Source organism: Shinella sp. SUS2 (assembly GCF_001262505.1).
GTDB lineage: Bacteria > Pseudomonadota > Alphaproteobacteria > Rhizobiales > Rhizobiaceae > Shinella.
Map to the genome: position 1 here is coordinate 115,020 of NZ_KQ410739.1, position 26,976 is coordinate 141,995.

Annotated in this window: 27 protein-coding genes; 13 read left to right on the plus strand and 14 right to left on the minus strand. The window is 61.9% G+C overall.

All coding sequences use genetic code 11. The features are described from left to right. Nucleotides 1-426 precede the first annotated feature (426 nt). Nucleotides 427-744 (minus strand): hypothetical protein, encoded by a 318-nt coding sequence (locus AKG11_RS24485; RefSeq protein WP_053190861.1) that lies wholly within the window; start codon nucleotides 742-744, stop codon nucleotides 427-429. A 167-nt stretch (nucleotides 745-911) separates the two neighbouring features. On the opposite strand from AKG11_RS24485, the gene AKG11_RS24490 reads away from it, so the two are divergent. Next, nucleotides 912-3,200 carry a heavy metal translocating P-type ATPase gene (locus tag AKG11_RS24490; protein WP_050745803.1) on the plus strand — a complete coding sequence of 763 codons (2,289 nt, stop codon included), beginning with the start codon at nucleotides 912-914 and terminating at the stop codon, nucleotides 3,198-3,200. Beyond that, complete coding sequence (locus tag AKG11_RS24495; RefSeq protein WP_023513970.1) at nucleotides 3,197-3,766, plus strand: SCO family protein; 570 nt, start codon at nucleotides 3,197-3,199, stop codon at nucleotides 3,764-3,766. The genes AKG11_RS24490 and AKG11_RS24495 overlap by 4 nt, the downstream gene beginning before the upstream one ends. A gap of 6 nt (nucleotides 3,767-3,772) precedes the next feature. On the opposite strand, the gene AKG11_RS24500 is transcribed toward AKG11_RS24495, so the two are convergent. Continuing rightward, nucleotides 3,773-4,189 (minus strand): MerR family transcriptional regulator, encoded by a 417-nt coding sequence (locus tag AKG11_RS24500; RefSeq protein ID WP_023513969.1) that lies wholly within the window; start codon nucleotides 4,187-4,189, stop codon nucleotides 3,773-3,775. A 369-nt stretch (nucleotides 4,190-4,558) separates the two neighbouring features. On the opposite strand from AKG11_RS24500, the gene AKG11_RS24505 reads away from it, so the two are divergent. The 3 genes from AKG11_RS24505 (at nucleotide 4,559) to AKG11_RS24515 (ending at nucleotide 7,612) form a co-directional block, all read left to right on the plus strand. Next, nucleotides 4,559-5,602, plus strand: a complete 1,044-nt coding sequence (locus AKG11_RS24505; protein ID WP_088016541.1) for a L,D-transpeptidase family protein — start codon at nucleotides 4,559-4,561, stop codon at nucleotides 5,600-5,602. A 65-nt stretch (nucleotides 5,603-5,667) separates the two neighbouring features. Further along, nucleotides 5,668-6,321, plus strand: a complete 654-nt coding sequence (locus AKG11_RS24510) for a L,D-transpeptidase (RefSeq protein WP_050745804.1) — start codon at nucleotides 5,668-5,670, stop codon at nucleotides 6,319-6,321. A 91-nt stretch (nucleotides 6,322-6,412) separates the two neighbouring features. Continuing rightward, on the plus strand, nucleotides 6,413-7,612 hold the full coding sequence (locus tag AKG11_RS24515) for an amidohydrolase family protein (RefSeq protein ID WP_050745805.1): 1,200 nt from the start codon (nucleotides 6,413-6,415) through the stop codon (nucleotides 7,610-7,612). Nucleotides 7,613-7,727: 115 nt separating this feature from the next. On the opposite strand, the gene AKG11_RS24520 is transcribed toward AKG11_RS24515, so the two are convergent. From AKG11_RS24520 to AKG11_RS24530, 3 genes are all read right to left on the minus strand, one after another. Next, nucleotides 7,728-10,289, minus strand: coding sequence for a GcvT family protein (locus tag AKG11_RS24520; protein WP_050745806.1), 2,562 nt, complete (start codon nucleotides 10,287-10,289; stop codon nucleotides 7,728-7,730). A 186-nt stretch (nucleotides 10,290-10,475) separates the two neighbouring features. After that, complete coding sequence (locus AKG11_RS24525; RefSeq protein WP_050745807.1) at nucleotides 10,476-11,078, minus strand: glutathione S-transferase N-terminal domain-containing protein; 603 nt, start codon at nucleotides 11,076-11,078, stop codon at nucleotides 10,476-10,478. Nucleotides 11,079-11,174: 96 nt separating this feature from the next. Continuing rightward, nucleotides 11,175-12,179, minus strand: a complete 1,005-nt coding sequence (locus AKG11_RS24530; RefSeq protein ID WP_245290228.1) for a GlxA family transcriptional regulator — start codon at nucleotides 12,177-12,179, stop codon at nucleotides 11,175-11,177. A gap of 106 nt (nucleotides 12,180-12,285) precedes the next feature. On the opposite strand from AKG11_RS24530, the gene AKG11_RS24535 reads away from it, so the two are divergent. After that, nucleotides 12,286-12,750 (plus strand): SRPBCC domain-containing protein, encoded by a 465-nt coding sequence (locus AKG11_RS24535; protein WP_050745808.1) that lies wholly within the window; start codon nucleotides 12,286-12,288, stop codon nucleotides 12,748-12,750. A 2-nt stretch (nucleotides 12,751-12,752) separates the two neighbouring features. On the opposite strand, the gene AKG11_RS24540 is transcribed toward AKG11_RS24535, so the two are convergent. From AKG11_RS24540 to AKG11_RS24550, 3 genes are read right to left on the minus strand one after another with little or no spacing between them, the layout of a single operon-like run. After that, nucleotides 12,753-13,172 (minus strand): GFA family protein, encoded by a 420-nt coding sequence (locus AKG11_RS24540; RefSeq protein WP_050745809.1) that lies wholly within the window; start codon nucleotides 13,170-13,172, stop codon nucleotides 12,753-12,755. Next, nucleotides 13,169-13,642 carry an SRPBCC family protein gene (locus AKG11_RS24545; protein WP_050745810.1) on the minus strand — a complete coding sequence of 158 codons (474 nt, stop codon included), beginning with the start codon at nucleotides 13,640-13,642 and terminating at the stop codon, nucleotides 13,169-13,171. Before AKG11_RS24545 ends, AKG11_RS24540 begins: the two co-directional genes overlap by 4 nt. 14 nt (nucleotides 13,643-13,656) lie before the next feature. Continuing rightward, nucleotides 13,657-13,980, minus strand: a complete 324-nt coding sequence (locus tag AKG11_RS24550; RefSeq protein WP_037407361.1) for an ArsR/SmtB family transcription factor — start codon at nucleotides 13,978-13,980, stop codon at nucleotides 13,657-13,659. A gap of 151 nt (nucleotides 13,981-14,131) precedes the next feature. On the opposite strand from AKG11_RS24550, the gene chrA reads away from it, so the two are divergent. Continuing rightward, on the plus strand, nucleotides 14,132-15,532 hold the full coding sequence (gene chrA, locus AKG11_RS24555) for a chromate efflux transporter (protein WP_050745811.1): 1,401 nt from the start codon (nucleotides 14,132-14,134) through the stop codon (nucleotides 15,530-15,532). A gap of 3 nt (nucleotides 15,533-15,535) precedes the next feature. Here the strand turns inward: chrA and AKG11_RS24560 are convergent, their stop codons facing one another. Further along, nucleotides 15,536-16,105, minus strand: coding sequence for a helix-turn-helix domain-containing protein (locus AKG11_RS24560; RefSeq protein ID WP_050745812.1), 570 nt, complete (start codon nucleotides 16,103-16,105; stop codon nucleotides 15,536-15,538). Nucleotides 16,106-16,504: 399 nt separating this feature from the next. Between AKG11_RS24560 and AKG11_RS33790 the strand changes: the two genes are divergently transcribed. Continuing rightward, the gene (locus AKG11_RS33790) at nucleotides 16,505-16,651 is read left to right on the plus strand and encodes a DUF1127 domain-containing protein (protein WP_024270607.1); all 147 of its coding nucleotides are present in this window, start codon (nucleotides 16,505-16,507) and stop codon (nucleotides 16,649-16,651) included. A 672-nt stretch (nucleotides 16,652-17,323) separates the two neighbouring features. Here AKG11_RS33790 and AKG11_RS24565 read toward each other — a convergent pair. The 5 genes from AKG11_RS24565 to AKG11_RS24585 all read right to left on the minus strand — a co-directional run bounded on the left by AKG11_RS24565 (nucleotide 17,324) and on the right by AKG11_RS24585 (nucleotide 21,029). Next, nucleotides 17,324-17,512, minus strand: a complete 189-nt coding sequence (locus AKG11_RS24565) for a YegP family protein (RefSeq protein WP_024270606.1) — start codon at nucleotides 17,510-17,512, stop codon at nucleotides 17,324-17,326. Nucleotides 17,513-17,739: 227 nt separating this feature from the next. Next, nucleotides 17,740-18,267: a hypothetical protein gene (locus AKG11_RS24570; RefSeq protein ID WP_050745813.1), complete on the minus strand. Its 528-nt coding sequence runs from the start codon at nucleotides 18,265-18,267 to the stop codon at nucleotides 17,740-17,742. Between the two features lie 63 nt (nucleotides 18,268-18,330). After that, nucleotides 18,331-18,822, minus strand: a complete 492-nt coding sequence (locus tag AKG11_RS24575; RefSeq protein WP_156334130.1) for a hypothetical protein — start codon at nucleotides 18,820-18,822, stop codon at nucleotides 18,331-18,333. Between the two features lie 114 nt (nucleotides 18,823-18,936). After that, nucleotides 18,937-19,875, minus strand: a complete 939-nt coding sequence (locus AKG11_RS24580) for a hypothetical protein (protein ID WP_050745815.1) — start codon at nucleotides 19,873-19,875, stop codon at nucleotides 18,937-18,939. After that, complete coding sequence (locus AKG11_RS24585) at nucleotides 19,872-21,029, minus strand: MBL fold metallo-hydrolase (RefSeq protein WP_245290232.1); 1,158 nt, start codon at nucleotides 21,027-21,029, stop codon at nucleotides 19,872-19,874. The genes AKG11_RS24580 and AKG11_RS24585 overlap by 4 nt, the downstream gene beginning before the upstream one ends. On the opposite strand from AKG11_RS24585, the gene AKG11_RS35445 reads away from it, so the two are divergent. The 5 genes from AKG11_RS35445 (at nucleotide 20,919) to AKG11_RS24605 (ending at nucleotide 26,962) form a co-directional block, all read left to right on the plus strand. After that, entirely contained in the window at nucleotides 20,919-21,203 is a 285-nt protein-coding gene (locus tag AKG11_RS35445; protein WP_245290234.1) for a hypothetical protein, read from the plus strand. The genes AKG11_RS24585 and AKG11_RS35445 overlap by 111 nt on opposite strands. A gap of 25 nt (nucleotides 21,204-21,228) precedes the next feature. Further along, entirely contained in the window at nucleotides 21,229-21,489 is a 261-nt protein-coding gene (locus AKG11_RS24590; protein WP_050745817.1) for a helix-turn-helix domain-containing protein, read from the plus strand. Between the two features lie 236 nt (nucleotides 21,490-21,725). Then, nucleotides 21,726-22,271: a hypothetical protein gene (locus AKG11_RS24595; RefSeq protein WP_245290229.1), complete on the plus strand. Its 546-nt coding sequence runs from the start codon at nucleotides 21,726-21,728 to the stop codon at nucleotides 22,269-22,271. Further along, the gene (locus AKG11_RS24600; RefSeq protein ID WP_156334131.1) at nucleotides 22,268-22,603 is read left to right on the plus strand and encodes a hypothetical protein; all 336 of its coding nucleotides are present in this window, start codon (nucleotides 22,268-22,270) and stop codon (nucleotides 22,601-22,603) included. The genes AKG11_RS24595 and AKG11_RS24600 overlap by 4 nt, the downstream gene beginning before the upstream one ends. Before the next feature lie 273 nt (nucleotides 22,604-22,876). Further along, nucleotides 22,877-26,962: an Eco57I restriction-modification methylase domain-containing protein gene (locus AKG11_RS24605; protein ID WP_050745820.1), complete on the plus strand. Its 4,086-nt coding sequence runs from the start codon at nucleotides 22,877-22,879 to the stop codon at nucleotides 26,960-26,962. Nucleotides 26,963-26,976 lie beyond the last annotated feature (14 nt).

The following is a 26,976-nucleotide window of genomic DNA, read 5'->3' on the forward strand; positions in this document are numbered from 1 at the left end:
AACGCGATAGAAACGCGAGGCGAGGGAGGCGCAGGCCTCCGCTCTCGCGTGGATTTCAGAAAGGAAAACCGGAAATTACGGTATCGTCGTCCGGACACGGCGATATGACAGCGCTTTCGCGCTGTTGCCACGCTCGTGGTGTCTCGTCGGGAAAAGAGCAGGCAGACGCGGGGCCTTGACCGGCCGCACGGGGCGGGTCGGCGCAACGGCGTCAAGGCCAGAGCATGCCACCGGGGCACACATCGAAAAGCGTTCTTCCGTTCGGGGGGCGTCGACCGAGCCCATCCCCGATTGGAAGAGGGCGTCGCAAGACATGGCGTCCTCCCCAACCAGCAGATGAAACCTGCAATAAGTGGGCGCTCTCTAGCACAGCGCGCTCGTGGATTTCAATGCACTCGTTCGCCGGTTTTTTTTGAAGGGCGATCTCTAGGAACCAAACTGTTCTTGATAGGCTGCTACATGCTCCGGAAAGAGTTCCTCATACAGCTCGTGATCGATGCCAAGAATCGTGACCTGGATCTCCCCTAATTCCTCTAGGAGGTCCTCGACGAAAAGCCCGCCATTGGACGGGATCGGCTTCCCATCCAGCCGAACGCTGAGGGTGCTTTTGGCCATGGCGTGATTAAAGCGGCAGTTCGGAGCCAGAGCCATATTGCCATAGGCAACACCCATCGGCGGGTCTCCATGTTCAAAAGACGTGCTACCGATAAGGATGCCGCCGGCATAGATTTCGAACTTTTTCACTGCGAACGCCTCCCGTGGAGAACTCCTGCGTTAAGCCGGCATTACATGGAAAGGTGGAGCAAGTGCACCTTATTTTCAGAAGGTTGAGAAAACTTCGTACTCCTCTCTTGCACCTCTAGTCGCTAGAGGTCGTAGAACCTCCTCACGAGACTGAAGAGGAATGTACGATGTCCGATGTGAAAGAGACCCGGTTCCGGGTGGGCGGCATGGATTGCGCGTCCTGCGCGAGCAAGATCGATACCGCCGTGCGCCGTATGCCGGGGGTTTCGGAGGTTTCCGTATCCGTTACCGCCGGCACCATGCGCGTGCAGCACGATGCGACCAGCGACCTTGAGGCGATCCGCCGCAAGGTCTCCGGTCTCGGCTATTCGGTGACGCCGGCTGCGGCCGTCGCGGAAAAGCCGGTCGCAAAACATGTTCATGGTCCCGGCTGCAACCACGATCACGGGCACGGACATGACCACGATCATCCCCATGACCATGCGCATGGCCACGATCATGATCATGAGGATCACGACCATGCCGGCCATGATCACAAGCCGAAGGCGGCGGTTGTCGAGGGGCTGCATGGCCACGACCACAGTCCCTCCGAAGGGCCTTGGTGGAAGGGCAAGAAGGGACGGTTGACGATCTTTGCCGGCGCGGCGCTCGTCGTTGCCTACGGCATCGGCCATCTCTTTCCGGCCATCGAGACCTATGCCTTCGTCATCGCCATGTTCGTCGGCCTCGTGCCGATCGCCCGCCGGGCCATCATGGCCGCGCTGGCCGGCACACCGTTTTCCATCGAAATGCTGATGACCATCGCTGCCGTCGGCGCGGTCGTCATCAATGCGACCGAGGAAGCGGCGGCCGTGGTCTTCCTCTTCCTCGTAGGTGAACTGCTGGAGGGGGTCGCCGCCGGCAAGGCGCGCGACAGCATCCGCTCGCTCTCCGCTCTTGTTCCGAAGACCGCGCTTCTCGAGGAAGGTGGCCGGACGACGGAAGTGCCGGCCGAGGCGCTTGCCGTCGGCGCGGTCATTCTCGTGCGTCCCGGCGACCGCATTTCCGCCGACGGCACGATCATCGACGGCGAGAGTTCCATCGACGAGGCGCCCGTGACCGGGGAAAGCACGCCGGTGCGCAAGGAGGTCGGCGACACCGTCTTTGCCGGCACGGTGAACGGCGATGCGGCCCTGCGCGTGCGCGTCACCGCGGCAGCGGCGGACAATACCATCGCCCGCGTCGTCAAGCTGGTCGAGGAGGCCCAGGAATCCAAGGCTCCGACCGAGCGCTTCATCGACCGCTTCTCCAAATACTACACGCCCGGAGTCGTCGTCGTCGCCGCGCTCGTCGCGATCATCCCGCCGCTCTTCTTCGGCGGCGTCTGGAGCGAGTGGGTTTACAAGGGTCTTGCCGTTCTGCTCATCGGTTGCCCCTGCGCACTGGTCATCTCGACGCCGGCGGCCATCGCCGCCGCGCTTTCCGCCGGTGCCCGCCGCGGCCTCCTGATGAAGGGCGGCGCGGTGCTGGAAGGCCTCGGCAAGCTCACCGCCATCGCCTTTGACAAGACCGGCACGCTGACCGAGGGCAAGCCTGTTGTCACCGACATCGTCGCCTTCGCGGCCCCGGCCGACGAGGTGCTGCGGCTTGCCGCCGCACTGGAGGCCGGTTCCAGCCATCCGCTGGCGCTCGCCATTCTCGGCAAGGCGGCCGAGGGCGGCGTCGTGCCGCCGGTCGCGAACGGCTCGCGGGCACTCGGCGGCAAGGGTGTCGCCGCCACCGTCGAGGGCAGGGAGGTCTTCCTCGGCTCGCCCAAGGCTGTCGCCGAGACGGTCGCGCTCTCCGACGAGGTGAAGGCCGCCACCGCCGCGCTCAACGACGACGGCAAGACCGTCTCCATGCTAGTGATCGACGGCGTGCTCGCCGGCGCCATCGCCATGCGCGACGAGCCACGTCCGGATGCGGCTGCCGGCCTCAAGGCGCTGAAGGATGCCGGCATCAAGACGGTCATGCTGACAGGCGACAATGCCCGCACGGCGAGGGCCGTCGGCGCGAAGCTCGGCATCGAGGTCCGCGCCGAGCTGATGCCCGAGGACAAGCAGCGCATCGTCGGCGAGCTGCAGCGCGAAGGGTATGTCGTCGGCAAGATCGGCGACGGCATCAACGACGCCCCGGCACTCGCCGCCGCCAATATCGGCATCGCCATGGGCGGCGGCACCGACGTGGCGCTGGAGACGGCCGATGCCGCCATCCTGCACGGCCGCGTCGGCGACGTCGCTCTGATGACGGACCTGTCGCAGCGCACGATGCGCAATATCGTCCAGAACATCGTCATGTCGCTCGGCCTCAAGGGTGTCTTCCTCGTGACGACCGTCATCGGCATCACGGGCCTCTGGCCGGCGATCCTTGCCGATACCGGCGCCACCGTGCTCGTCACGCTGAATGCGCTGCGCCTCCTGCGGCCGATCAAGGGATGAGGCGCCGGACGCTTCTTGCCCTTGCCGCAGGTCTTGCCGCGATCGTCACCGTGACGGTCGCGGCAAAGGCGCCTTCCGGCGAGACGGCAAAACGGCGTGCCTTCGAGCTTGAGACCGTCGACGGCAAGCCGTTCCGCTCCGCCGCTCTGGCCGGAAAGCCCTATCTCGTCTTCTTCGGGTTCACCCATTGCCCGGATGTCTGCCCGACCGCGCTCTTCGAACTGTCGGGTCTGCTCAAGGACATCGGCCCGGCGGCGGATCGCATCACGCCGCTCTTCATTTCCATCGATCCCGAGCGGGACACGGCGGACCTCTTGAAGCTCTACATGACCTCCTTCGATCCGCGCATCATCGCGCTCCGGGGCGATGCTGCGCAGACGAAAGCGGCGGCGGACGCCTTTTCGGCCTTCTACAGGAAGGTGCCGACCGCCTCGGACAGCTACACGATGGACCACACCGCCGGCCTCTTCCTCATCCGTGCGGACGGGCGGCTGCAGGGCATGCTGGATATGCACGAGCCGCGCGAAACGCAGCTCCAGAAGCTGAGGCTGCTTGCTGGCTCCTGAGCACGTTCAATCGTGTTCGTCGTGGCAAAGGTCGTGGTTGGCCAGTGCCCGGATGACGTAGCAGTCGCGGATCTGGTCGGAATGGCAATGGCTGGTGATGCGCTCCAGCTCGGCCTCCAGCTTGCGCAGCCGGGCGATCTTGCGCCGCACGGTGGAAAGCTGCTCGGCGGCGATGCGGTCGGCATCGTGGCAGGGTCGCTCAGGGTGCTGGCTGAGGTCGATCAGCTCGCGGATGGCGTCGATGGTGAGGCCGAGATCGCGGGCGTGGCGGATGAAGGCCAGGCGCTCGCGCTCCTCGCTGGAATAACGCCGCTGGTTGCCCTCCGAGCGTTCGGCATGGGAGAGCAGGCCCATCTGTTCGTAGTAGCGGATGGTCGGAACCTTGACGCCCGTGGCCTTGGAAAGATCGCCGATCGTCAGCATCGTCTCTGCCTCATCGAATATACCTGGGTGAGAGATGTGCCGGAAGCGCCGGCAAATCAAGTCTTCTTTGCCTTTCGCCCCGTCCGGTGCCCCTGGAAAGTATCCGCTAACGATTTGTTGTTCGCCGTGTGATCGCCGGGCTGCGAAATTCGGCAAAACGGGCCTTGATGCTCAAGTTGCTTGAGGTTTTATGCTCTCCGCGGCGGCTGGTGCTTCGGATTCGGGGCGTTTGCCGGGGCATGACGCCGCACTGAGGCCGGTCACGGTCACAAGATTAACGAAGTTCTAAGCAATCGCTTGGAATCTGAACCCCGAGATGCGCCGCTTTCGAGCCGGCGTGCCCGGACCTCTAACAACCGAAAACGAACCATGTTTGCGCTTCGCCACCGTCTCTTCCGTGAAACCGCCCGCCGGCGCCTGCCGCTTCTTGCACGGCTTGCCGCCGCCACCGTCGCCGGCAGCCTGCTTGCCGGCTGCATGGCCATGGATGTCGCCTCGCTGGCCGAGGCGCCGGAGCTTTCCAACAAGGTGAAAGCGGAGATGTCGAAGAAGAAGATGCGGCCGGAAAACCCAGTGCTGGTGCGCATCTTCAAGCAGGAAAGCGAACTGGAGGTCTGGAAGGTCGATACGAGCGGCCAATATGCGCTGTTCAAGACCTATCCGATGTGCCGCTGGTCCGGCAAGCTCGGCCCCAAGACGAAGAGCGGCGACCGCCAGGCGCCGGAGGGCTTCTACCATGTCTCGGCCGGCATGCTGAACCCGAACTCGCAGTATTACGTCTCCTTCAACCTCGGTTATCCGAACAGGCTGGAATCGGCGCTCGGCTATACCGGCGAGGCGCTGATGGTGCATGGCGCCTGTTCCTCCTCGGGCTGCTACGCAATGACCGACCAGGGTGTCGGCGAGATCTACGCCATCGTGCAGCGGGCGCTGGAGGGCGGGCAGCAGCGCTTCCAGGTGCAGGCCTATCCCTTCCGCATGACGACGCAGAACATGGCCAAACATCGTGGCGACCCGAACATGCCCTTCTGGCGCACGCTGAAGGAAGGCTATGACGCCTTCGCCTTCACGCGCAAGCAGCCGAAGGTCTCCGTCTGCGGCGGCCGTTATGTCTTCAACAAGGAGTTCGCGGACGGCGAACCGAGCGATCCGCTGGCGCAGTGCCCGGCGACGCTGGGCGACGCGACGACCGATCTCGTTGCCAAGCTCGGCGCGGAACAGAAGAAGCTGGATGCGGCGCTTGCCAGCACGACGACGGTGTCGAGCTTTGCCTACATGGACGGTGGCATGCATCCAAGCTTCCGCACGCTCCTGAAGCAAGAAGGCGCGAAGGGCATGGCTGCCCGCATCTCGCGCACGAAATATCCGGTCAGCCGGCCCGATGCCGCGCTGGCCGATCCCTATGACGATTGACGTGAGGACATGTATTGACTGGTGAAAGCGTAAGCCGCCGATCCTTCCTGCTTGGCGGGGCAGGATTGGCAACCACCGTTCTGGCCGGCTGCACGACGCCGGTGCGCGAGCGGGTCGCCATCGAACCAGAACCGGTCGATACCAGCATCTACGCCGCCATGTACGGGCCGAAGCCCGACGAGCAGTTCCCGCTTCCGGCCATTCCCTATCAGAAGATCGACCGGCGCTTCTATCGCCAGATGGTGCCGAACCCGACCGGCGAGCGGCCTGGCGTCATCGTCGTCGATACGTCCAGCCACTTTCTCTACCTCACCTACGAGGACGGCCAGGCCATGCGCTATGGCGTCGGCCTCGGTCGCGCCGGCTTCGAATGGGCGGGCCGCGGCGTCATCCAGTACAAGCGGCAATGGCCGCGCTGGACCCCGCCGGATGAGATGGTCGCCCGCCAGCCGGAACTGCAGCCCTACAGCATCGCGAACGGCGGCATGGAGCCGGGCCTGAAGAACCCGCTCGGTGCCCGCGCGCTCTACATCTTCCAGAACAAGGAAGACACGCTCTACCGCATCCACGGGTCTCCGGAATGGTGGACGATCGGCAAGTCCGTTTCCTCCGGTTGCGTGCGCATGCTGAATCAGGATGTCATCGATCTCTATAACCGCGTGCAGAACGGCACGCCCATCCTGGTGCTCGGCACCGCCGCCGTCGCTGCGGCCTATTGACTGCATACGATTTTCGCGTCTTGTTGCGTACAATACTTGATCTGCCCGGAATGGGGCAGGTCGGGTCGTATGCAGATGGAGACGCGAGGCCATGGCCGAGATCGAGACCCTTTTCACCCGCGCGAAACTGGCGGACGGTTCGCTGAACGATATTGGCGTTGCCGGCGGCCGCATCGTCGCCATCGCGCCAGCGGGCGCGCTTGCGGGCGCGGCCTTGCAGGTGGACATTGCCGGCGCGCTGCTGGTGCCGGCCTTTGTCGAGGGCCACATCCACCTCGATACCAGCTTCTACGGCGACAAATGGATCCCGCACAAACCCTGCACCAACGGTTTTGACGTCCACGAACGCGTCGCCTTCCAGGCGCAGAACATGGCAAGCGCCGCGCCGATGGACGAGCGCGCCCGCAAGCAGCTGGAACTCTGCGTTTCGAACGGCTCCCTCCAGATGCGCAGCCATGTCATGGTGGATGACTCGGTCGGGCTGAAATCGCTGGAGACGATCCTTGGTATCCGCGAGGAGTACTGCGATATCATCGACATTCAGCTCGTCGCCTTCCCGCAGAGCGGTATCCTGAAGAGCCCCGGCACGCCTGAGCTGCTGGACGAGGCGGTCGCGCTCGGCGCAGACCTCGTCGGCGGCCTCGATCCGGCAAGTTTCGACCGCGATATCGACGGCCATCTCGATGTCGTCTTCGGTGTTGCGGAAAAGCGCGGCGTCGGGGTCGATATCCATCTGCACGATTTCGGCTCGCTCGGCGCCTTCACGGTGGAGGAAATCTGCGCGCGCACCGTGGCGCTCGGTTTGCAGGGCAAGGTGGCGATCAGTCATGCCTATGGCCTCGGTGACCTCGATGCCGACGCCGCCCGCCGCATCGGGGCGAAAATCGCTGCCGCAGGCGTGTCGATCATGACCAACGCCCCCGGCGATCATGTCTTCCCGCCGGTCGCGCTGCTGCGCGCGGAAGGCGTCAACGTCTTCGCCGGCAATGACAATATCCGCGATTCCTGGTGGCCCTACGGTGACGGGGACATGCTGGCCCGGGCCATGATGATCGGCTACCGCTCCGGCTTCTACACGGACGAGGAACTGACGGCCGCCTTCGACGTGGTGACATCAGCCGGTGCGAAGGCCCTCGGTCTCGAAGGCTACGGCATCGCTATCGGCGCCAGGGCCGATTTCGTGACGCTCGCCGCCGAACATGTACCGGAGGCCGTCGTGGCGGTGCCGAAGGGACGGCGGGTGTTCAAGGCCGGGCGGCTTGTCGCGGAGAATGGGGCGTTGGTGCGGTAGAGCAGCAGGTTCTCGCGCTGGCGGTTGGCGGAGCGGACGTCGGCAAACCGACCAAGCAAAAGGGCGCGCCGCTTTCGCCGGCGCGCCCTTTCCTTTTTGACGTCTCCAAAACCGATTACGTGCGCGGCTTCAGGTTTTCAGGGTCGTACAGCGGCTTGTAGCCGATGCCGACCACCTCGACCGGGTAGGTCTCGGCAAAATACTCGATGTTGAGCTTGCGACCTTCCTGGCAATAGGCGTGCGGCAGGTAGGCGAGCGCGATGTTCTTGCCGATGGTCGGGCCGAAGGCGATGGACGTCGTGTAGGAACGGCGGCCGAGGTCGTCGATGAGGACGTCGCCGGTCGCGGGGTCGATGACCGGCAGGTTGCCGAGCGGGTAGCGCTTGACACCGTTCCTGTCGGTGTTCTCGGTCATGACGAGCGTGCAGAGCATGGCGGGCTGGTGGTCGCGCGCCTTGTATTCCAGATGCTTCGCCTTGCCGCGGAAATCCGCTTCCTTGACCTTCGGGCGGGCAAGGTCGGCCTCGATGAGGTTGTATTGGGTGAGAAGGTCGGCGTTCTGCAGACGCAGGCTCTTTTCCATGCGACGCGAATTGGCATAGGTCTCGACGCCGAAGGCCATGACGCCGGCGGCGCGCAGCGCATCCCAGACGGCGAGGCCGTCCTCGTACTTCATGTGCAGTTCCCAGCCCTGCTCGCCGACATAGGAGATACGGAAGGCGGTGACGGGCTTGCCCGCAATCTCGATCTGCTTGATCGCGGCAAACGGGAAATTCTCGATATCGAGGCCGGCCGGGTCCGCCACCACCTTCTTCAGGTTTTCGCGGGCGTTCGGGCCCCAGATGCCGATGGTGATGAACTTTTCCGACGTGTCGGTGATGGTGACGTCAAGGCCACGATCCTCGGCGACGCGCTTCATGTAGTGGAAGTCGCGCGGGCCGGCATCGGCGCCGTTCACCAGGCGGCAGCGGTCGGCCATGCGGAAGACGGTGAAGTCGGCGCGCACCATGCCCTCGTCGTCGAGGAAGTGGGTGTAGATGCCCTTGCCGATGTTGCCGTCGCCGCCGATCTTGGCCGCGCAGAGCCATTCGAGCAGCTCGACATGGTCGGGGCCTTCGATGTCGACCATGTGGAAATGCGAGAGGTTGACGATGCCGCAATCCTCGCTCATCGCGAGATGCTCGGCATTCGAGACGCGCCAGAAATGGCGGCTGTCCCACTCGTTCTCGCGCACCGGAACGCGGTTGCCATATTTTTCGAGCAGATGCTCGTTGGCGGCGTAGCCATGGGCACGCTCCCAGCCGCCGAGTTCCATGAAGTAACCGCCGAGTTCCTTTTCGCGCTCATGGAAGGGTGAGCGCTTGGCGCCGCGGCCGGAGGCATAGGGTTCGCGGTTGTGCACCGCCGGGAAGTAGATCTTTTGCGCGGCCTCGTAGCTGCGGCCTTCGATGAACTCCTCGGTGAGCTGGTGCGGGTAGAAGCGGGAATAGTCGATCGAGTTGTGGTCGATCTCGGTGCGACCGTCCGTCATCCAGTCGGCGATCAGCTTGCCGTAGCCGGGGCCGTCCTTCACCCAGATGGCGACGCAGTACCAGAGGCCCCGCACCTTCTGGCTTTCGCCGCAGGACGGGCCGCCGGCGGCGGAGACCTGCAACAGGCCGTTGAAGGAATGGCCTTCGTTATAGCCGAGTTCGCCGAGGATCGGTGTCAGTTCCATGGCCTTTTCGAGGGGCTCGAGGATCTGCTCCATGTCGAGGTCGCGCTGCGAGGGCGAGAGGCGCGCCTCGTGCTTTTCGAGAATGTCGCGCGGGTGGCAGAGGCGCGGACTGGTTTGCTCGTAGTAACCCCACTCGATCTGGCCGCCCTCGGTGGTCTTCGGGTCGCCGGTGTCGCGCATATAGGCGGAGTTGCCCTGGTCGCGCAGAAGCGGATAGCCGATTTCCTTGCCGGTGCCTTCGAACTCGTTGTACGGGCCGAAGAAGGTGAGGGGATGGTCGACCGGCATGACCGGCAGGTCCTCGCCGACCATTTCGGCGATCAGGCGGCCCCAGATGCCGGCACAGACGATGACGTGATCCGCCATGATCGTGCCGCGATGGGTGACAACGCCCTTGATGCGACCGCCCTCGACGATCAGCGATTGGGCCGGCGTGTTGCCGTAGACCTGCAGCTTGCCGGATTTTTCGGCGGCATCGACCAGCTTGCCGGCAACCGTCTGCGAGCGCGGGACGACGAGGCCGGCATCGGGATCGAACAGGCCGCCCATCACCTGATCCTGCTCGATCAGCGGGAACATGTCCTTGATTTCGGCCGGTGAAACATAATGCGCGCGGGTGCCGAAGGCCCGGGCGGAGGAGAGCTTACGCTTGATCTCTTCCATCCAGGTGTCGTCGCCGGTGCGCGCGACCTCGAGGCCGCCGATGCGCGCGTAGTGGCCCATCTTCTCGTAGAAATCGATCGAATACTGGGTGGTCCAGACCGAAAGATAGTCGTGGCTGGTCGTGTAGCAGAAATCCGAGGCATGCGCCGTCGAACCAATGTCGGTCGGGATGCCCGACTTGTCGATGCCCACGATGTCGTCCCATCCCCGCTCGATGAGATGGTGGGCGATCGATGCGCCTACGATACCACCCAAACCGATGATGACGACCTTCGCCTTTTGCGGAAACTCTGCCATGTGCTGGACCCCGATGAAATATTGCTGCCGATTTTAGGGCCTGCTCGCCTGCCAGTGCAGCCTGTCTGCGACTCGCCAGCGACCAGTTCCGACAGTCGCCGGAACCGGACCTGTTGCAGGCCCCTCACGCCGGCGGCAAGACCCTAGCGGATCACCGGGTGGGCGCAACGCTTTTCCTTCAGGGATTCAGGCGGCCTCGCCGAGGGGAGCGACGCCCTCCTTCACCAGCACGGCCCTCACCGACGGCCGCGCGTCTATCCTGCCCGCCAGCGCCTGCAGGCTCTCCGGCAGGGCGATGCCGCACATCGCGGCCCAGCGCGCCATCACATAGAAGAAGGCATCCGAAGCGGAAAAGCGCGCGCCGAAGAAATAGTCGCCCTCGATGCGCGTGGCGATCCAGCCGAAGCGGCGGCCGAGCGTTTCGGTCAGCCAGGCCTTCTCCTCCTCGTTCTCGGTGAAGAACAGCCGCACGAAGGGTTTTTGCAGCTCGGTCGAGAGGAAGGCGAGCATCTGGAGGTGGCGTGTGCGGCCGAGCGGCCCGTCCGGCACAAGGCCGTCGCCGGCAAGGGCGATCCAGTCGAGCAGCGCGACGTTTTCCGTCAGGAGCAGGCCTTCATCGAGGCGAAGGGCCGGCACATAGCCGTTCGGATTGACCGCCTCGTAGCTGCTGCCGTCCTCAAGCCTGTGCTGGAAGATGTCGACCGTGTGCGACCGGAAGGAAAGACCGGCTTCATGAAGCAGGATATGGGCGGCCTGGCTGCAGGCGGTGGGGGCGTAGTAGAAGTCCATGTTGCGTCTCCTCGTGTTTCGATGAGACGAGTGTGCCGGCGCCGGGGCCCGAAGGTCAGAGGCAAACGGGCTGGTTTCGGGGCAAATCGGCCATTGTCAGCCGAGACCGCGCTGGCGGTTGCGCTGGCGATACTGTGCCGGCGTGACGCCGACGCGGCGGCGAAAGAGCTTTCGGAAGAAGGTCGGATCGCCATAGCCGACTGCGACGGCGATGTCCTCGATGGCGTCCGGCCCGGTCTCCAGCATCTGCTTGGCCTCCTCGATGCGCATGGCCTGCACATAGTCTACGGGCGCATAGCCGGTGGCGGCCTTGAACTGGCGCTTGAAGGTGCGCTCGGCCAAACCGGAGCGCGCCACCATGGCGGCCACCGGGTTGGGGGCGGCATAGTTGTCGGCAAGCCAGGTCTGCACGTCGGCGATCGCGGCATTGCCGTGCTGGCGGGGTCGGGCCATGGAGGCGAAGGGGAGCTGCCCGTGACCCCGGTCGCCGATGAGGAAGAGCCGGGCGATGCGCGTCGCTTCCTCCGCCCCGCAGAAGCGGCCGATGAGGTAGAGCGCCAGATCCTGCCAGGACGTGGCGCCGCCGGTGGTGATCAGCCGCCCGTCGCTGCCGCTGTCGCAGAGAATGCGCTCCGGCCGGAAGGCGACCTTTGGATAACGGTCGCGGAAAAGATCCGCCATGATCCAGTGCGAGGCGGCTTCTGTGCCGTCGAGCAGCCCGGCCTCGGCCAAAAGCACCGCGCCGCTGCAGGCCGAGCAGACCAGCGCCTGCGCCTCGATATGCCGGCGCACCCAGGCGATTTCCCGCGGCCAGCGCCCAGCCGGCGAAAGGCCCGGGTCGAGATGGATGTCGCAGACGACGACGATATCGGCAAGATGGCCGGAAAGCCCCTGCTGCGGGGTCACGCTGAGGCCGCTGCCCGTCTCCTGGGGGCCGCTCTGCGCGGCGACGAGCACCGGCTTGAGAGGGCGCTGCGCCTTCGGGCCGCGACCGGCCTCGCCGAGGATCTCGTGCAGCCCATAGGGCGCCATGGTGCCGCTTTCCGGCAGGGCGAGGATGGCGACGGTGAGGGGAGTGGTCGGCTTCGGGCGTGTCGGCATGGCGCAAGATTGGCACATCTGCCCCGAAAGTGTCGAGAACGTCTCTACCGGCCGTAGCCGGGTACGCGCATGCTCTTCCCGTTCCCCCAACAGGAAGGAAAAGGCCATGTCCATCGAACTCGGCACCGTCGATATCACCAGAACCTTCGCTGCGCCGGCAGCGTCGGTCTTTGCGGCTTGGTCGCAACAGGCGGCGCAGGAAGCCTGGGGCGATCCCGGACCCGACTGGCAGATGCGCTTCGAGCGTTTCGGCTTTGCGGTCGGAGAAAGCGATCTCTGCCGCTTCGGTCCCGCGGACGGGCCTGTCTATCTCAACGAGAACCGCTACCTGCAGATCCTCCCGGAGGTGCGCATCGTCTATGCCACCCTGCTGCGGGAGGACGGCACGCTCTCCTTTTCCGGCACGGTCGTCGTGACCTTCGAGCCGGTTCCCGACGGCACGCGTATGCGGCTTGTCGAACAGGGCACCTATTTCGATGGTCGCGACAGGGCGGAGGACCATCAGGCCGGCTGGCAGGCCATGCTGGGAGCGATGGACCGCTACCTCCAGCAACAGGCCCGCGCGGCGTGAGATCAGAGATGGGCGTGGTGCGGCGGCGGATTTTCGTAGTCGTCCACCATGCCGTTCTCGTAGATGACGGGCGCGGCGCTGAGGTCTTCTTCCGACACGTCGTCCAGCGTGCCGGCATTGATGCAGTAGAAATGCCCCATGAAGGTTTCATGGTAGCCGCGCGAGAACGAGCGGACGCCGCAATTCCTGCAGAAGTAGTGGTCGACATCGCCTTCCGGCCAGTTCGAATTGGCGGCGCGGTAGGTGAGGAGCTGGTCTTTGCCGGACAGCAGCTTGAAGTCCTCGCGCTTCGAGAATGTCTTCAGCATGCGCGTGCGCCGGCAGAAGGAGCAGTTGCAGCGCCTCAGGCCCTCGTCGAGATCGAGCACGCATTCGTAGCGGACGGCGCCGCAATGGCAGCTGCCGTGATAGGTCTTCTTCATCGCTCTTCTCCTCCGGGGTGCTGTTGCAGGGCATAGGCGACCAGCCGGTCGAGGCATTCGCCCCAGCCTTCCGCATGGCTGTCGCGGGACTGGACCGTCTCGAACGGCGTCTGGGTGAAGGTCAGCCGGGTTTTTCCGGCAACATCCTCGAAGGTCACGGTCACCAGCGTTTCCGGCTCGTCCTCCGCGGTCCAGCGGAAGGTGAAGACGAGGCGGCGGTTTTCCGCGATTTCCCGGTAGATGCCGCCCATCGGATAATCTTCGCCATCGGGCGAGCGGATCACCGCCGACCAGGCGCCGCCCGGGCGGACGTCCATGCGCACCGCATGGGCGGTGAAATCCTTCGGCCCCAGCCAGCGGGCAAGGTGCTCCGGCGCCGTCCAGAGCTTGAAGACGAGGGCGACAGGCGCGTCGATCAGGCGTTCGATGGCAAGGCCGATAGGCTCGGCGGCTCCAGCGGTCTGTTGCATGATGGTCGTCCTCCTCAGTTCTTCTTGTCCGGCTCGCCGGCCTGCAATTGCCTGATGTAGTCGTCGAGCCGGTCGAAGCTCTCATCCCAGAAGCGCCGGTAGTTAGCGATCCACCCGTTGACCTCTTTCAGCGGCCCCGCCTCCAGGTGGCAGGGGCGCCATTGGGCGGTGCGGCTGCGGGTGATCAGGCCCGCAGCCTCCAGCACCTTCAGGTGCTTCGAGACGGCGGGCAGGCTCATCTCGAACGGGGCGGCGATTTCGTTCACTGTCGCATCCCCTTCGGAAAGCCGTGCGAGGATCGCCCGGCGAGTCGGGTCCGCAAGGGCGGCAAACGTCATGCTCAGCGGGTCGCTCACGTCATTTATCCATTAGGTTAATTAACTGATGAGTTTAATAATGCCGATACCCACGCCCGTCAAGTCCTCCGCCGCCTTGACAGGGCAGGGGGACGCTGCAATCGATCGCAGCGACACGGGGAAAGGACATCCGATGAACGACGGCGCGGCGACACTGCCCGATCCGGCCACTGCCGAAGGGCACGGCGTCTCCTTCGGCGAGGCGCTCCGCGTCTGGGCGCGCGTGGCGGCGCTCAGCTTCGGCGGCCCCGCCGGGCAGATCGCCGTGATGCACCGCATCGTCGTCGACGAGAAACGCTGGATCGGCGAGAAGCGCTTCCTCCACGCCCTGAACTATTGCATGCTCCTGCCCGGACCCGAGGCCCAGCAACTCGCCGTCTATATCGGCTGGCTGATGCACCGCACGGCGGGCGGCCTTCTTGCCGGCCTTCTCTTCATCCTGCCCGGCTTCCTGTCGATCCTCGCGCTGAGCTATGTCTATGTGCTCTTCGGCGATGCCGGCGTGGTCGAGGGCCTGTTTTTCGGTCTCAAGGCGGCGGTGCTCGCCGTCGTCGTGCAGGCCGTGTTCCGCATCGGCAGCCGCGCGCTCGTCAATCCGGCGATGATCCTTCTCGCCGCCGCCGCCTTCGTCGCCATTTTCGCCTTCAAGGTGCCGTTTCCGCTCATCATCGTCGTTGCGGCGATCGTCGGTTACCTCGGTTCCAGATCCGGCTCCCGTCTTTTCCGCACGGCGGGCGGCCATGCGGGGGCGGGCGCAAATGCCCTGAAGGACGAGGAGTCGCTGCTCGGCGAGGCGACACCCGCCCATGCCCGTCCGCATCTCGTCTGGTCGCTGAAGATCTCCGCGGCGCTGCTTTGTTTGTGGCTCGGGCCTGTTGCAACGATCTGGTTTTTCGCCGGCGGCAACGACGTCTTCACGCAGGTCGGCGCCTTCTTCAGCAAGATGGCGGTCGTCACCTTCGGCGGCGCCTATGCGGCGCTCGCCTATGTCGCGCAGGAGGCCGTGCAGCACTATGGCTGGCTGCGGCCCGGCGAAATGCTCGACGGGCTCGGCATGGCCGAGACGACGCCGGGGCCGTTGATCATGGTGCTGCAGTTCGTCGGCTTCCTCGCCGCCTACCGCGATCCCGGCGGCCTCGATCCGCTCGTGGCGGCAACATTTGCGGCGATCCTCACCACCTGGGTCACCTTCGTGCCCTGCTTTCTCTGGATCTTCCTCGGGGCGCCCTTCATCGAGAAATTGCGCGGCAATGCGGCGCTTTCCGGCGCCCTGTCGGCAATCACTGCCGCCGTCGTCGGGGTCATCCTCAACCTGGCGGTCTGGTTCGCCCTGCACACGCTGTTCGGGGAGGTGACGGTTCTTGCCGCAGGCCCGCTGCGTCTGGAAGTGCCCGTTCCATCGACACTCATCCTGCCATCGGCCTTGCTCGCCGCGGCGGCGGCCTATGCGCTGTTCCGCCTCAAGGCCTCGGTGCTGTTGACGCTGGCGCTGTCCGCGCTTGCCGGCATGGCCTGGATACTGGCAACGGGCTGATGATCAGGAGATCACGTTGCGCACGAAACGCACGGCCACGGTGCCGGGATTGGCATAGGCATAGGCCTGGTCGGTGGCGTAGACGGTGAAGCTGCCCGCCGCAAAATCCCTGGCGACGCCCGAAAGCTCAAGCCGCAGCGTGCCTTCGGTCACGAACAGCATTTCGTGCCAGCCGGTCGGGTCCGGCTCGGCGGCGTAGCGCTCGCCGGGGCCGAGCGACCAGAACCACATCTGCGCCTCCGCCGTTGCCGGTGCCGTGCCGAGCAGCACGGCGGTGCTGTCCGCATCGGTTCCCCGCCAGGTCACCTCGTTGATTTCCGCTGAAGGCGCGCGGGCCGGATCGCGCACGAGATCGACGAAGCGCACGCCCATGGCGGCGGCCAGCTTGTCGAGGCTCGACAGGCTGATATTGGCATCGCCCCCCTCGACCGCCACGATCATGCGCCGGCTGATGCCGGAGGCCTGCGCCAGCGCGGCCTGGCTGAGCCCGGTCGCCTGGCGAAGGCGGCGCAGGTTGCCGGAGACATGGGCGAGCACGTCGCCGCGTTCTTGACCCTGCAGAATGTCGCTCATGTCTTTCCGTCATCGAGAAGGGCGGCGCGGCCGCGGGACGCCTTCTTAGAGCAAGTCCGGCGAAAGTGCGAAGGGCTTTTGCCGTGGATATCGGCAAAACGCTAGGGACGGCGAAGGGCGGCATTCCGGACGCTGCAAAGAGAAAGAGACGTACTTTCGCGCGATTCTCCCACGGCGCCGGCTAAAAAGTCGTACTTTTTGCCGAAAACAGCCTCCGAATCCGAATTATGCGTGAAATGGAACCTTAACAGAAGATGGCCATACCCATGCGTCATACGCATGGGTGGCGTGCTCGCTTGGCGCTGTTCTGCATTGCAGCATAAGCCTATAAGACGGCCATCGAAAGACGCGGCGCCACGGACCGGTGCCGAACAGAGAGCCTCCGGAAAGGGGATCATCATGAACATGGCACGTTCCTTCAGCAATTGGCGCAAGTACCGTCAGACCGTCAACGAACTCGACCGCATGACCACCCGCGAACTGCGCGATCTCGGCATCGAGCGTTCGGAAATCAAGGCCGTCGCGCGCGCTGCCGTCGGCTTCTGACCGACCCGCCGCCATCTAGCAGAATTCGAAGACACCCGCCTCCGGCGGGTGTTTTTGCATGTGCGAAGAAGTGGCGGTGCGGCGGGGCAGTTCGATGGTGTTGAGGCATACGCTCCGCGCATAGCGCATAGCTGCCCTGCAAAACGATGCCTATCAAATAATCAGGAATCGGCTATAGTCATATTTATCGAAGCAACGTACCTCCTCCCACGAAGCTTCGATGATTGCAGAAGGCCCACTCCTCCTCCCAGGGCCGACTGCGGGAATGGCGGCACTCCTCCTCCCAGTCGCCATTCGGTTCTATCGGAAAGCCTGCCGCACCTCCTCCCGCGGCAGGCTTTTCCATTTATGGACCTTGGCTTCCTTCTTCCGAAAACAGTAATCGCGGCCGGCTATGCGCGGCATCGGCGCATCGCGGGTTTCAGGTCGCCTGCCGATAGTGCTGCCAGAGTGCCTTCCCGGTTCGGTGGTGCGCGCCATCTGTCTCCAGTCCAGCAAGGAAGCCTGCAACTCGCAAGGAGCCCGGGCTTTCATGGCGAGACGTTAAGGCCCGTAGGGCTGCCGCCGCCTCCGGGGCGTCACCGCGCAGTTTCTCCGGCAATCCTCCGGCGCGGAAACGCAAAAAGGCCCGCCGGCGAAAACCGGCGGGCCTTTTTGGCGAATGTGGATCGATCAGGCCTGCGGCGTCGTGTTGTCTTCGACAGGCGCGCCAGGACCGTTCTTCTTGATCGAATCGATGGCGTTCTGCGCGCTGGCCTTGCTGGAATAGCCTTCCGTGGAGAACATCACTTCGCTGTTGTACTTGAAGCGAACACGAAACTCGCCAGCCTTGTCCTTGTAGATCTCGAACTTGTGCGCCATGGGTTTTCCTCCACGCAGATGGGAATCAGACACAAGCAACGTGCCAGCCGAGAAAACCGCTGGCAAGGGATGAGGTGAAGTCGGTCACTTATTTTTAAAGGAGTTTGGCTGGGGAACCTGGACCCTGCACGATCCGGGTTCCGTCGCCGTTAACTCAATGAAATCAATGCCTCACGGTTGAAATTGTACTGAGAATTGTAGCAGCGATTTGTATGGCCCGGAAGCGTTTACAGCGCTCCCCTCTGCCGTCTCAGTTCGATGTCGGTTTGCATCTGGAACAGCAGGTTTTGCGCAACGCGCGGATCGACCATCTCGGCATTGAACGCGATTGCAGTGATCGAAATGGCACCGGATGCGAAATGCGGGAAATTCGGCAGTTCGGACGGCTGACGAACTTTCATCTGGAAGGCCATCTCGTTCATGACCTGGGTTAATGGATCAACGCGTGTAGCGACCACGACGAAGGAGCGGTCGTTCTCCGGCTCCCAGACGATCTCGTTGTTGTTGGACCGCATGTAGCGCTCGAACTCGTCAAGGGTGAAGTTTAGACTGAGCGAGGTCATGCCTTCGGTCATCAGCTTGCCGCGCAATGCTGACGAAGGTTCGCCTTCGGGAAATGCAGCCGCTGCCCGGCTTTCGGCAAGCCGCGTCGGCAGATCAGGCCGGACTGCCATTTTGTATCCGGTCATGAGGATGGTGAAGCCTGCGGCGAGGGTGAAGGCAAATTTCCACGATTTAAAATATTCGGCGTCCATAGGGAAACTCCATGCGGCGCTTTTCGCGCCTGAAGGTCGTTGTCAGGGAAATGGTGTGGGGGATCAGGCGCGGATTGGCGCCCAGTCCTCGATTGCGATCCAGCCATCGTGGGGTGGTCGCGAAATGGGTGCCGATCCGTAATATCGGACACCCTGTTCCGTGGTAGCGATCACGCTGTAAGAGACGAGAAAGTCGCCTGCGAGGTCGAGCAGGTAGGCATCCAAAAAGGAGCCTGTGCCACTCTCTATGGTTTCCAATGCACGGACATGCGGTCGGGTGTCTTCGTGAGTTTCATCGAAATTGATGAAACCAGCGTCTGACACGAAAACGTCGATCAATAGCGAGCCTGTCGCGTTCGCCAGATAAATGGGAACAATCCTGCTTGTCTGCGGCGCTCCGAAGAGCAGGGCAACGCCGGACGATGGCCCATCGAGGCTGATTGTTTCCGGCCATCCGTGCCGTGCGAGTTGATGGCTGCGGGCATTCGATTGGAGAATCGGCAAGTCAGAATGCGACATGCTTTTCGGTCTGTGCGGGTGTTTGGTAGCTTTCATGGGGCTCCCATCTTGCTGTGTCAGGATGCGGCCGTCTTCGCTGAAAGCAGGTCGCCCCTAGTATTCACTTCAGCCCCTCGAAAATTGCGCCTTTTTGCGAAGAAATCCTCTATGTTACCGGATTGCAACAGATTGGCGCGTTGGGTTGCCGATGGCGCGCACACGCCCGCCCAAATGGTGCTCCAATTTTTGCAGATGGACGCGCCATGCCGGATCGTCACGCTGGGCCTTGTCGAAACCGAAGATAAGAAGGTGGGGCTTGGCGTCGATGGCCGGAGGGATTTTGCTCTCGGCGATATGAAGAATCGCGTCATGTAGCGTGGGCGCATCACCGCTGCGAACCAGCTTCTTCATCGCATTGATGCGAACGAGGGCGCTGGCGACCTCGACATAGCCTTCCTTCAATGCGTTGGCGTACCGCGTTAACGCGCTCTCGTAGTCCTTGATCTGGCCGATGACAGTGGGCAAGCCATCTCCGTTGGCTCGTAATGCGACATTGGTGAAGTGCTTGGCCTCGCAGAAAACGACCTCCGGCCCGGTCTTGGTGTTGCGGATGACGGCTGCGTCAAGTCGGTCCTGCTGCTGCGTGGCCGCTTCCTCCGTTGCCGCGCGGGTCAGCGCGATTTCGGCATCGATGATTGAGGGATCGCCGACGAGTAGGGGATGAAGCCCGGACTTCTCCGCTCCTGCAAAAGAGGTTGCGGCCCGCATCATCTGGCGAAGGGTTTCCGCCCCTTCATAGCTTTCCCACATCGATGCCGCAGCCGGATACTGGAATCGCCCGTCGATCAAAGGCACATAGGTCTGTGCCTGCCGGACCAGATATTTGACATGGGTGGAAGGGACAATCCGCCCGTTGACCCAATCGATCTTGAAGATGGATGCGCCGCGATAATAAACATTGAGCGAATTGCGCCTGACAGCAATGAACAGGTCATCGTTAGTGAGCACGTCTCGCCACCAGTTCGGGGCTGGCGTTGCGGCCAGCGCCTCCAAGGCGTTAAGAAAGTCGGTATCGAGCTTTCGATGAGCGGCGGTAACGGCATCCATCATGCGGCAATCTCCCACCAGTCGCCGTCTTCCTTCCGGGTGACACGAGGCCCGAAATAGTCCGGGAAACGGCCCGGTTCGAATGTATGAATGGGAACCAGCATCTTCGGCGCGATGGCGTCCGCCAATCGCTTCAAATCTCCGATGCTGGCGTGTCCTGATGTATGAGCGTGTTCGAGCGGGATGCCGCGCGCAGCGAATGCCTCCGCGATGTTGCGGCCCTTGTCCTGTTGCAGATAACCGTCCCATTGCGACCAGACGGCCACCGCGCCCTCAAGGCATTCGGCCCGGTCGAGGTCTCCCAGCATGGCGGGCCGAAAAAGGAATGCAGCCTTGCCTGCCAAGGCTTTCAGGTCTTCGGGGAAGACGCGGTTCGCCTTGTGCGGCTCCAGGAGGTCGAAGCACTCGTCCTGCTTGATACGAACGCGCTGGTAATGCGGCACATAGACGGCGACATTCGGCCAGTCCGATTGCGGAATGTTGGCATTGCCGGTCGCCCGGAGGACTTCGGCGGCGTAGAGGTCGATGACCATCGTCCGCCCGCTGCGTTTGCAGGCGCGATAGAGGCTGACCATCCGGTCGATATTCTGCGCCGACGCGGCGACCAACGCCATGCCGTCCGTGCGCTGGAAAATATCGAGCAACTTGCCTTCGATCTCGGTTTCGGTCGGGAACTGGCGGTCGGCATCGAGCCGTCCTAGCGTCGATCCCTCCATCAGCAGCACATCGATATTGCGGGGCGGGTTGGCGACAAGGCGGTCGAACAGCGCTCCTTTGCGGCCATGCGCCCGGAAATCCCCTGAATAGAAGAGCCGCTTTCCGTCCGCCTCGACTTCCAACGCATAGGCGTCATAGGCGGAATGATCTACCAGATGCGGCGTCACGGTGAAGGGGCCGAAGGTCAGGCGTGTTCTGCTGGAAAACTCACTTGCCTGACGTGGGACGTAGGGTCTCGGCAGGAACGGTTGCGCGGCCTTCAAGATTCGGTGGGTGGCCGCGCCAAGTGCTACCGGCAAATCCGGGCCTACCAGGTGTGCCAGCCCCCAATGGTCGAGATGACCGTGGGAGAGAACCAAAGCCAAAAGCTCGCTTCCGCCCTGCAAACCGTCAACCTTTGGATGGAGCGCGGTATCATCGGGATCGCCGTCGAGTGGCAGGCCAAGATCAAGCAGAATGCGCGCGCCCTGCGCCTCCAATTCGATACAGCTTCCGCCGATCTCCTTGGTTCCCCGGTGTATTCTGACCCGCATCGCCCCTCCATGGATGCCGAAACATCAACCTTGGCGGGCACCATAAACACTTTCATGTGGCTATTGCCAGTGGTTTTTTAGGCGACTGAACTGTTGACCTTGGCATATGAAGGGTCGGGCGCTTGTCGCATGGAATTTACGCCGGTTAAGGGTGGATCGGGGCGTCTCTCAGGAGAAGCTTGCCGCCGATGCCGGTGTTGATCGCGCCTACCTCGGCGGCCTGGAACGGCAGACGGAAAATCCCACCGTCGATCTCCTCGATAAGATCGCGGATGCCTTGTCACTTAGCGTGTCGGAATTGTTCGTCGTGCCGGACGAAGGGGCATCACCGCCGAAGCCGCTGAGAAGCGGCAGGAAAGCCAGCTAATCGGTATTTCTGCGATAAACCGTTGATTATTCCGTCAGTTTTTTTTCATTTGATAGGCGTCGATTAGGTCTCTCAAGGGATTCTGCGGCTCCACGATTTACGGAGAACGAAATGACAGACTATTGGCGCGGCGACTTTTACGGGCAGAGCGATAATCTTTTGGGCGGCGCGCGGCTCATGGTGCTGGGGGAGGCCCATTATATCATAGCGCTCCAATCGGCTCCGGTATCCCGGAGATGACAAAGGATGTGGTCACTGCCTACATTGAGGGGCGGCTTGGTGCGAACGCCCAGTTTTTCAGGCGCGTGGAACGGCTCGTTACGAAGCGTCTCCACGATGGGCTGACCCAAGAGCAATCTGCCGCATTCTGGCATTCCGTGATCTTCAGCAACTACATTCCGGTCGTCGCGGGGAACAAGCCGGGTGATCGCCCGCCGGAACAGTTGTGGAATGGGTCGGCATCCCATGAGTTTGTCGCCAATATCCAAAGGACAGAGGCGGAAATAGTGCTGGTATGCGGAACGGAATTGTGGCGTCGCAAGCCGATCCACAAAACCATTTCTGCGGCGTATCAGGCTGGGCCGCGTCATTACGAAGCGCATGAGATCAACTGGAGTTCCGAATGGGGGGCTGTTGCCGCGCATATACCGCATCCTTCGGGTTCGCACGGATGGTCCTACAAGCGATGCGTGCCGGTCGTTGACTATCTTTTCGCGGTTCTGAATGAACGGCGGGCGGAAAAGGGATTGCAGGCTTCGGTCATCTTGCCAGCTCTCACATGACCGATCTCGTCGCCTGCTACAGGGTGCGTTCAAGTAAACCTGAAATCTCGACGTTGCTGTTGACGCATCAAAGGCAATGCGTGGGAGCATTTGCCGAGCCGCATTTCCGGATCATAGCCGAGTTTATCGAGGATGAGGATTCCGGGGAGCTTATTGAGTTCGGCAAGGCCTTTCAGGCTGCGATTGACAAGGTGGCAATATTGGCGATTGCCACGCGTGAGGCGATTGCCGGTGGAAAGCTGTTTGAGGTCGAACCTCCAACGGGCGCATTTCTCATCGTTGCTGACATAAACGCACCCGCCCTGCTTCTTACGGATGGTCGGGTGCGTTGAAAATTCTGGGAACGAATGAATATTGGAAGCAAAGCTCTCTTATTATGGTAGGCCGCTGACGAAAATATAGGTTAAACAGTCGCTTATATGGCCGGAACGGTACTGAGGTAGGGCGCAGTCAATCTCCTTCATCTGATTTCTAGCGCTTTGCTCACCGCCTCAGCCCTGGATAAGCGTGGGATAGCATTGGAAAAGGATCAATAGGGCGCGCGCGAATCCCCCGCTTCAGTTATCGGTTGTCGCGTGGGCAATTAAGGTTGGGCAGAAAAATTAATGATCGAAAGTACCTTTCAAGGAAGCCTTTTTACCAGCGATTTTCTGATGCAGTCGATTGTCAGCAATGCGGACTGGAAAAGCCTAAGCGACCACGATGTCGATGCATTGGCGGCGGATTTTGGTGCCGTTTTCTCATCCTTCCCGACCGGGCAAACGCCTAACGAAACCCGAACTGAAGACGATTTGATCTGGCCAATTCTCCGGCGGCTGGGCTGGAGCCAAGCCATGCGCCAGCAAAACCTCACGGTCAAAGGGCGGGATGATGTGCCGGATGGTCTGCTGTTTGCCGATGCGGCAATCAAGGCGCAAGCAGATCGATTTCCTGAAGAGTGGAGGCGCTACCAGTTCGGCCTTGCGATAGTCGAATCGAAGCGGTGGCGTCGGCCGCTTGACCGACAGTCTGGAAGGCGCGGTGAGGAACTTGCGCCTTCAACGCAGATGCTCCGCTACCTGCGCCGAGTCGATGATCTTACGACCGGCAGCTTGCGTTGGGGCATTCTCACGAACGGCGGCAAGTGGCGTCTTTATCATTCTGGTGCACGTTCGGTATCCGAACAGTTCTTTGAAGTTGACCTCGCCAGCGTGCTTGGAATTCCTGGGTACGGCGATGGCCTTTTCGCGCTGGATGATGACCAACGCCGCCATGCCCTTCGGGTCTTCGCTCTTGTGTTTCGAAGGGAGGCGTTTTTGCCTTCCGCGACGGACACACGGACGTTTCATGTTCGCGCTCTTGAAGAGGGTAGATTTTATGAGGAGCGTGTCGCTGCCGACCTGTCGAACCTCGTGTTCGACCATGTGTACCCTTTGTTAGCGCGTTCGCTTGCCGACCGGGCAGTCGATGCTCCGCTTCAAGACGTGCGAGAAGCGGCCTTGATCCTTCTCTACCGCCTGTTATTTATCCTCTATGCTGAAGACCGCAATCTGCTCCCTGTCAACGATCGGCGATACGACGACTATGGCCTGCGTGACCGTGTCCGCCTCGATGTAGGGGATCGTAAGGATAGCGGAGACACCTTCTCGACGACAGCGGCTCGTTACTGGTCCGTCCTCGATGATCTGTGCCGCGCCATTGACGAAGGTGACGTGTCAATCGGATTGCCGCCTTACAATGGTGGACTGTTCGACGCTGATCGTACTCCACTGCTTCGGCGGGTGCGGCTTTCCGATTCAGTTATGGCCGAGGTGATCGATAAGCTGTCTTTTGAACGCACCGACGGCGCGCGAAAGTACATCAATTATCGTGACCTCAGTGTGCAACAGCTCGGTTCAATCTACGAACGGCTACTCGAGCATGAGGTCGTCAGGGAAGGCGCGATCGTCGACATCCGACCAAACATTTTTGCTCGCAAGAGCTCGGGCAGCTACTACACGCCTGACGATCTAGTGAATCTCATCATCCGCGAAACACTGCAGCCGCTGATCGAGGCACGCCTCACCGCGTTTCGTGAGAAAGCCCAAGAACTGGCGACCTCGGACCAGGACGAGGGGCGCAAGCTCGGTATCCTGAGACGGTTCGATCCGGCGGAGAAACTGCTCGATCTCAAAATCTGCGATCCGGCGATGGGTTCAGGGCACTTTCTTGTGAGCCTTGTCGACTACATGGCCGACCAGGTAATTACCGCCATAGCCGAAACCGAAACGATGGTTGAGTGGGCAGACTATATCTCCCCGCTAGCCGACCGGATCGAAGGCATCCGCAACACCATTCTCGGCAACGCGGAAGAGCGCAACTGGACGGTCGACCCCGAACAGCTCGATGACCGTCACATTATCCGACGTATGATCCTCAAGCGTTGTGTTTACGGCGTTGACAAGAATCAGATGGCGGTCGAATTGGCCAAGGTCGCGCTTTGGCTGCACAGCTTTACGGTCGGCGCCCCGCTATCGTTCCTCGACCACCATCTACGCTGTGGCGACAGTCTTTTCGGCTCTTGGGTGAAAACCGGCATCGAAAAGGCCACGGCCTATGGTAGTCCGTTGCTGCTTCATGAACCGGTTAAAACGGCGCTTGGGTCCGCGGCCTCGATGCAGACCATCGAGGGCCTGCCGGATGCGGAGATCGCAGAAGCGCACCGCTCGCAAGAAATCTTCGAAGGCGTACAGGTGATGACGGCGCCGCTTAACGCCTTCCTGTCGTTGCTCCATGCGATAGAATGGCAGGACCTGAAAGGGAAGAACAACGCGAAGGCAATCCAGGGCTTTTTCGACGGCTCCTTCGGGGACCCCTTTGAGATTGCACTTGGCAGACGCGAGCCGAAAGTCCGCGACGATCATGGCCGCCGTTTTGTCGAAATACTAGCCATTGCTCGCGAACTGATGGCGGAAGAGCGCTTCCTGAACTGGCAGGTCGCATTTCCGGGCGTATGGAGCGATTGGGAGGGTGACGGCCTCACTGGCGGCTTCGATGCGATCATTGGCAATCCGCCGTGGGATAAGATGAAGCTTCAGCAGGTCGAATGGTTTGCTGCCCGTCGACGTGAAATCGCTCTCGCGCAGCGGGCGGCTGACCGCAAGAGGATGATTGATGAATTGGAAGCCGCAGGCGATCCCCTAGCTATTGATTTCCGGAAGGCGAGCGAGCGCGCCGGTGCGGCGACCCGCATGGCCCGGGCTGGCGGTGACTATCCTCTGCTGTCTGGGGGCGACATCAACATATATTCGCTCTTCGTTGAGCGGGCGATGGTGCTGGTCAAGCGTAATGGAATGGTCGGGCTGTTGACGCCATCCGGGATTGCGTCCGACAAAACTGCGTCTGTGTTTTTCAAAGGAGTCGCAACACAGGGAAGGCTCAAGGCGCTCTACGATTTTGAGAATGGTCGCCAGGGAATCAACAGCGCGCCCTTCTTTCCCGACGTGCATCGTAGTTTTAAATTCTGCGCCTTCGTGGCAAGTCCGTCTCCGACGGAGCTTCCCGCGACCTGCGCATTCTTTCTGCACGATGTCGCGCAACTCTCTGATCCCGATCGGCGTTTTTCTCTGACGGCTGACGATTTCTCCCGCGTCAATCCGAATACAGGCACGGCACCGATTTTCCGCTCGCTACGGGATGCAAAGCTTGCGAGTGCAATTTACGCGCACCTGCCAATTCTGATCGATCACTCCGGCAGCGAGCCGGCGAGAGCTTGGCCGGTCAAATATGCGACCATGTTCCATATGACAAATGACTCGAAGCTGTTTCGAACATCTTCGGAGCTTCAAGAGCGGGAAGGTGCATATCCGGTTGGCGGCAATCAATATGGCAGCGCCTCCGGTCCATGGTTGCCGCTCTATGTCGGCCGCATGATCTATCAGTTTGACCACCGGGCAGCATCTGTCGAAGTGAACGAGGAGAATGTTCACAATGCGGCATTAAGCGGCGATGTCACGCCTGAGCAGAAAGCAGACCCTGATTTCGTGCCGTTGCCGCACTTCTGGGTGCCCGGAAGCGAGGTCGATGTTCCGCTCGATTGGCTGATAGGTTTCCGCGACATCGCTCGTGCGACGGACGCCAGAACGGTAATCAGTGCGATTGTTCCCAAGGCTGGTTTCGGCAACAAGCTCCCACTGCTAATGCCGACGAACGTAGACGAGTATCGGCGCGACGGCTCCTTGTACGTGGCAAATCTGAACGCTCTGGTTTTCGATTTTGTTGCCAGATCAAAAGTGCATAGCACCACACTCAACTGGTACATTGCGGAGCAACTCCCCGTAGTTCCCCCGCAGCGCTTCGATGATATTCGGTTTGGTTCAAGGAAGGCCGGCGAGATCGTTCGTGAAGCCGTGCTGGAATTGACGTACACCGCTAACGACATGGCGCCATTTGCGCGTGACATGGGATACCTCGACGCCGTCGGCGAGGTTCGGCCGCCATTCGTTTGGAATGACGAACGAAGATTGAAACTGCGAGCCAAGCTCGACGCGATTTTCTTCCACCTCTATGGAATCACGCATCGCGACGATGTTCGCTACATCTACTCCACGTTCCCGATCCTTGAGCGGCAAGAGAAGGAGATCTATGGCGGGCGTTTCCGTTCCTGCGAACTGTGTCTCGCCTACATAAACGCCCTCGCCGCCGGCGACCCAGATGCCGACATTGCTCTATGAGAAGGCAAGATCTG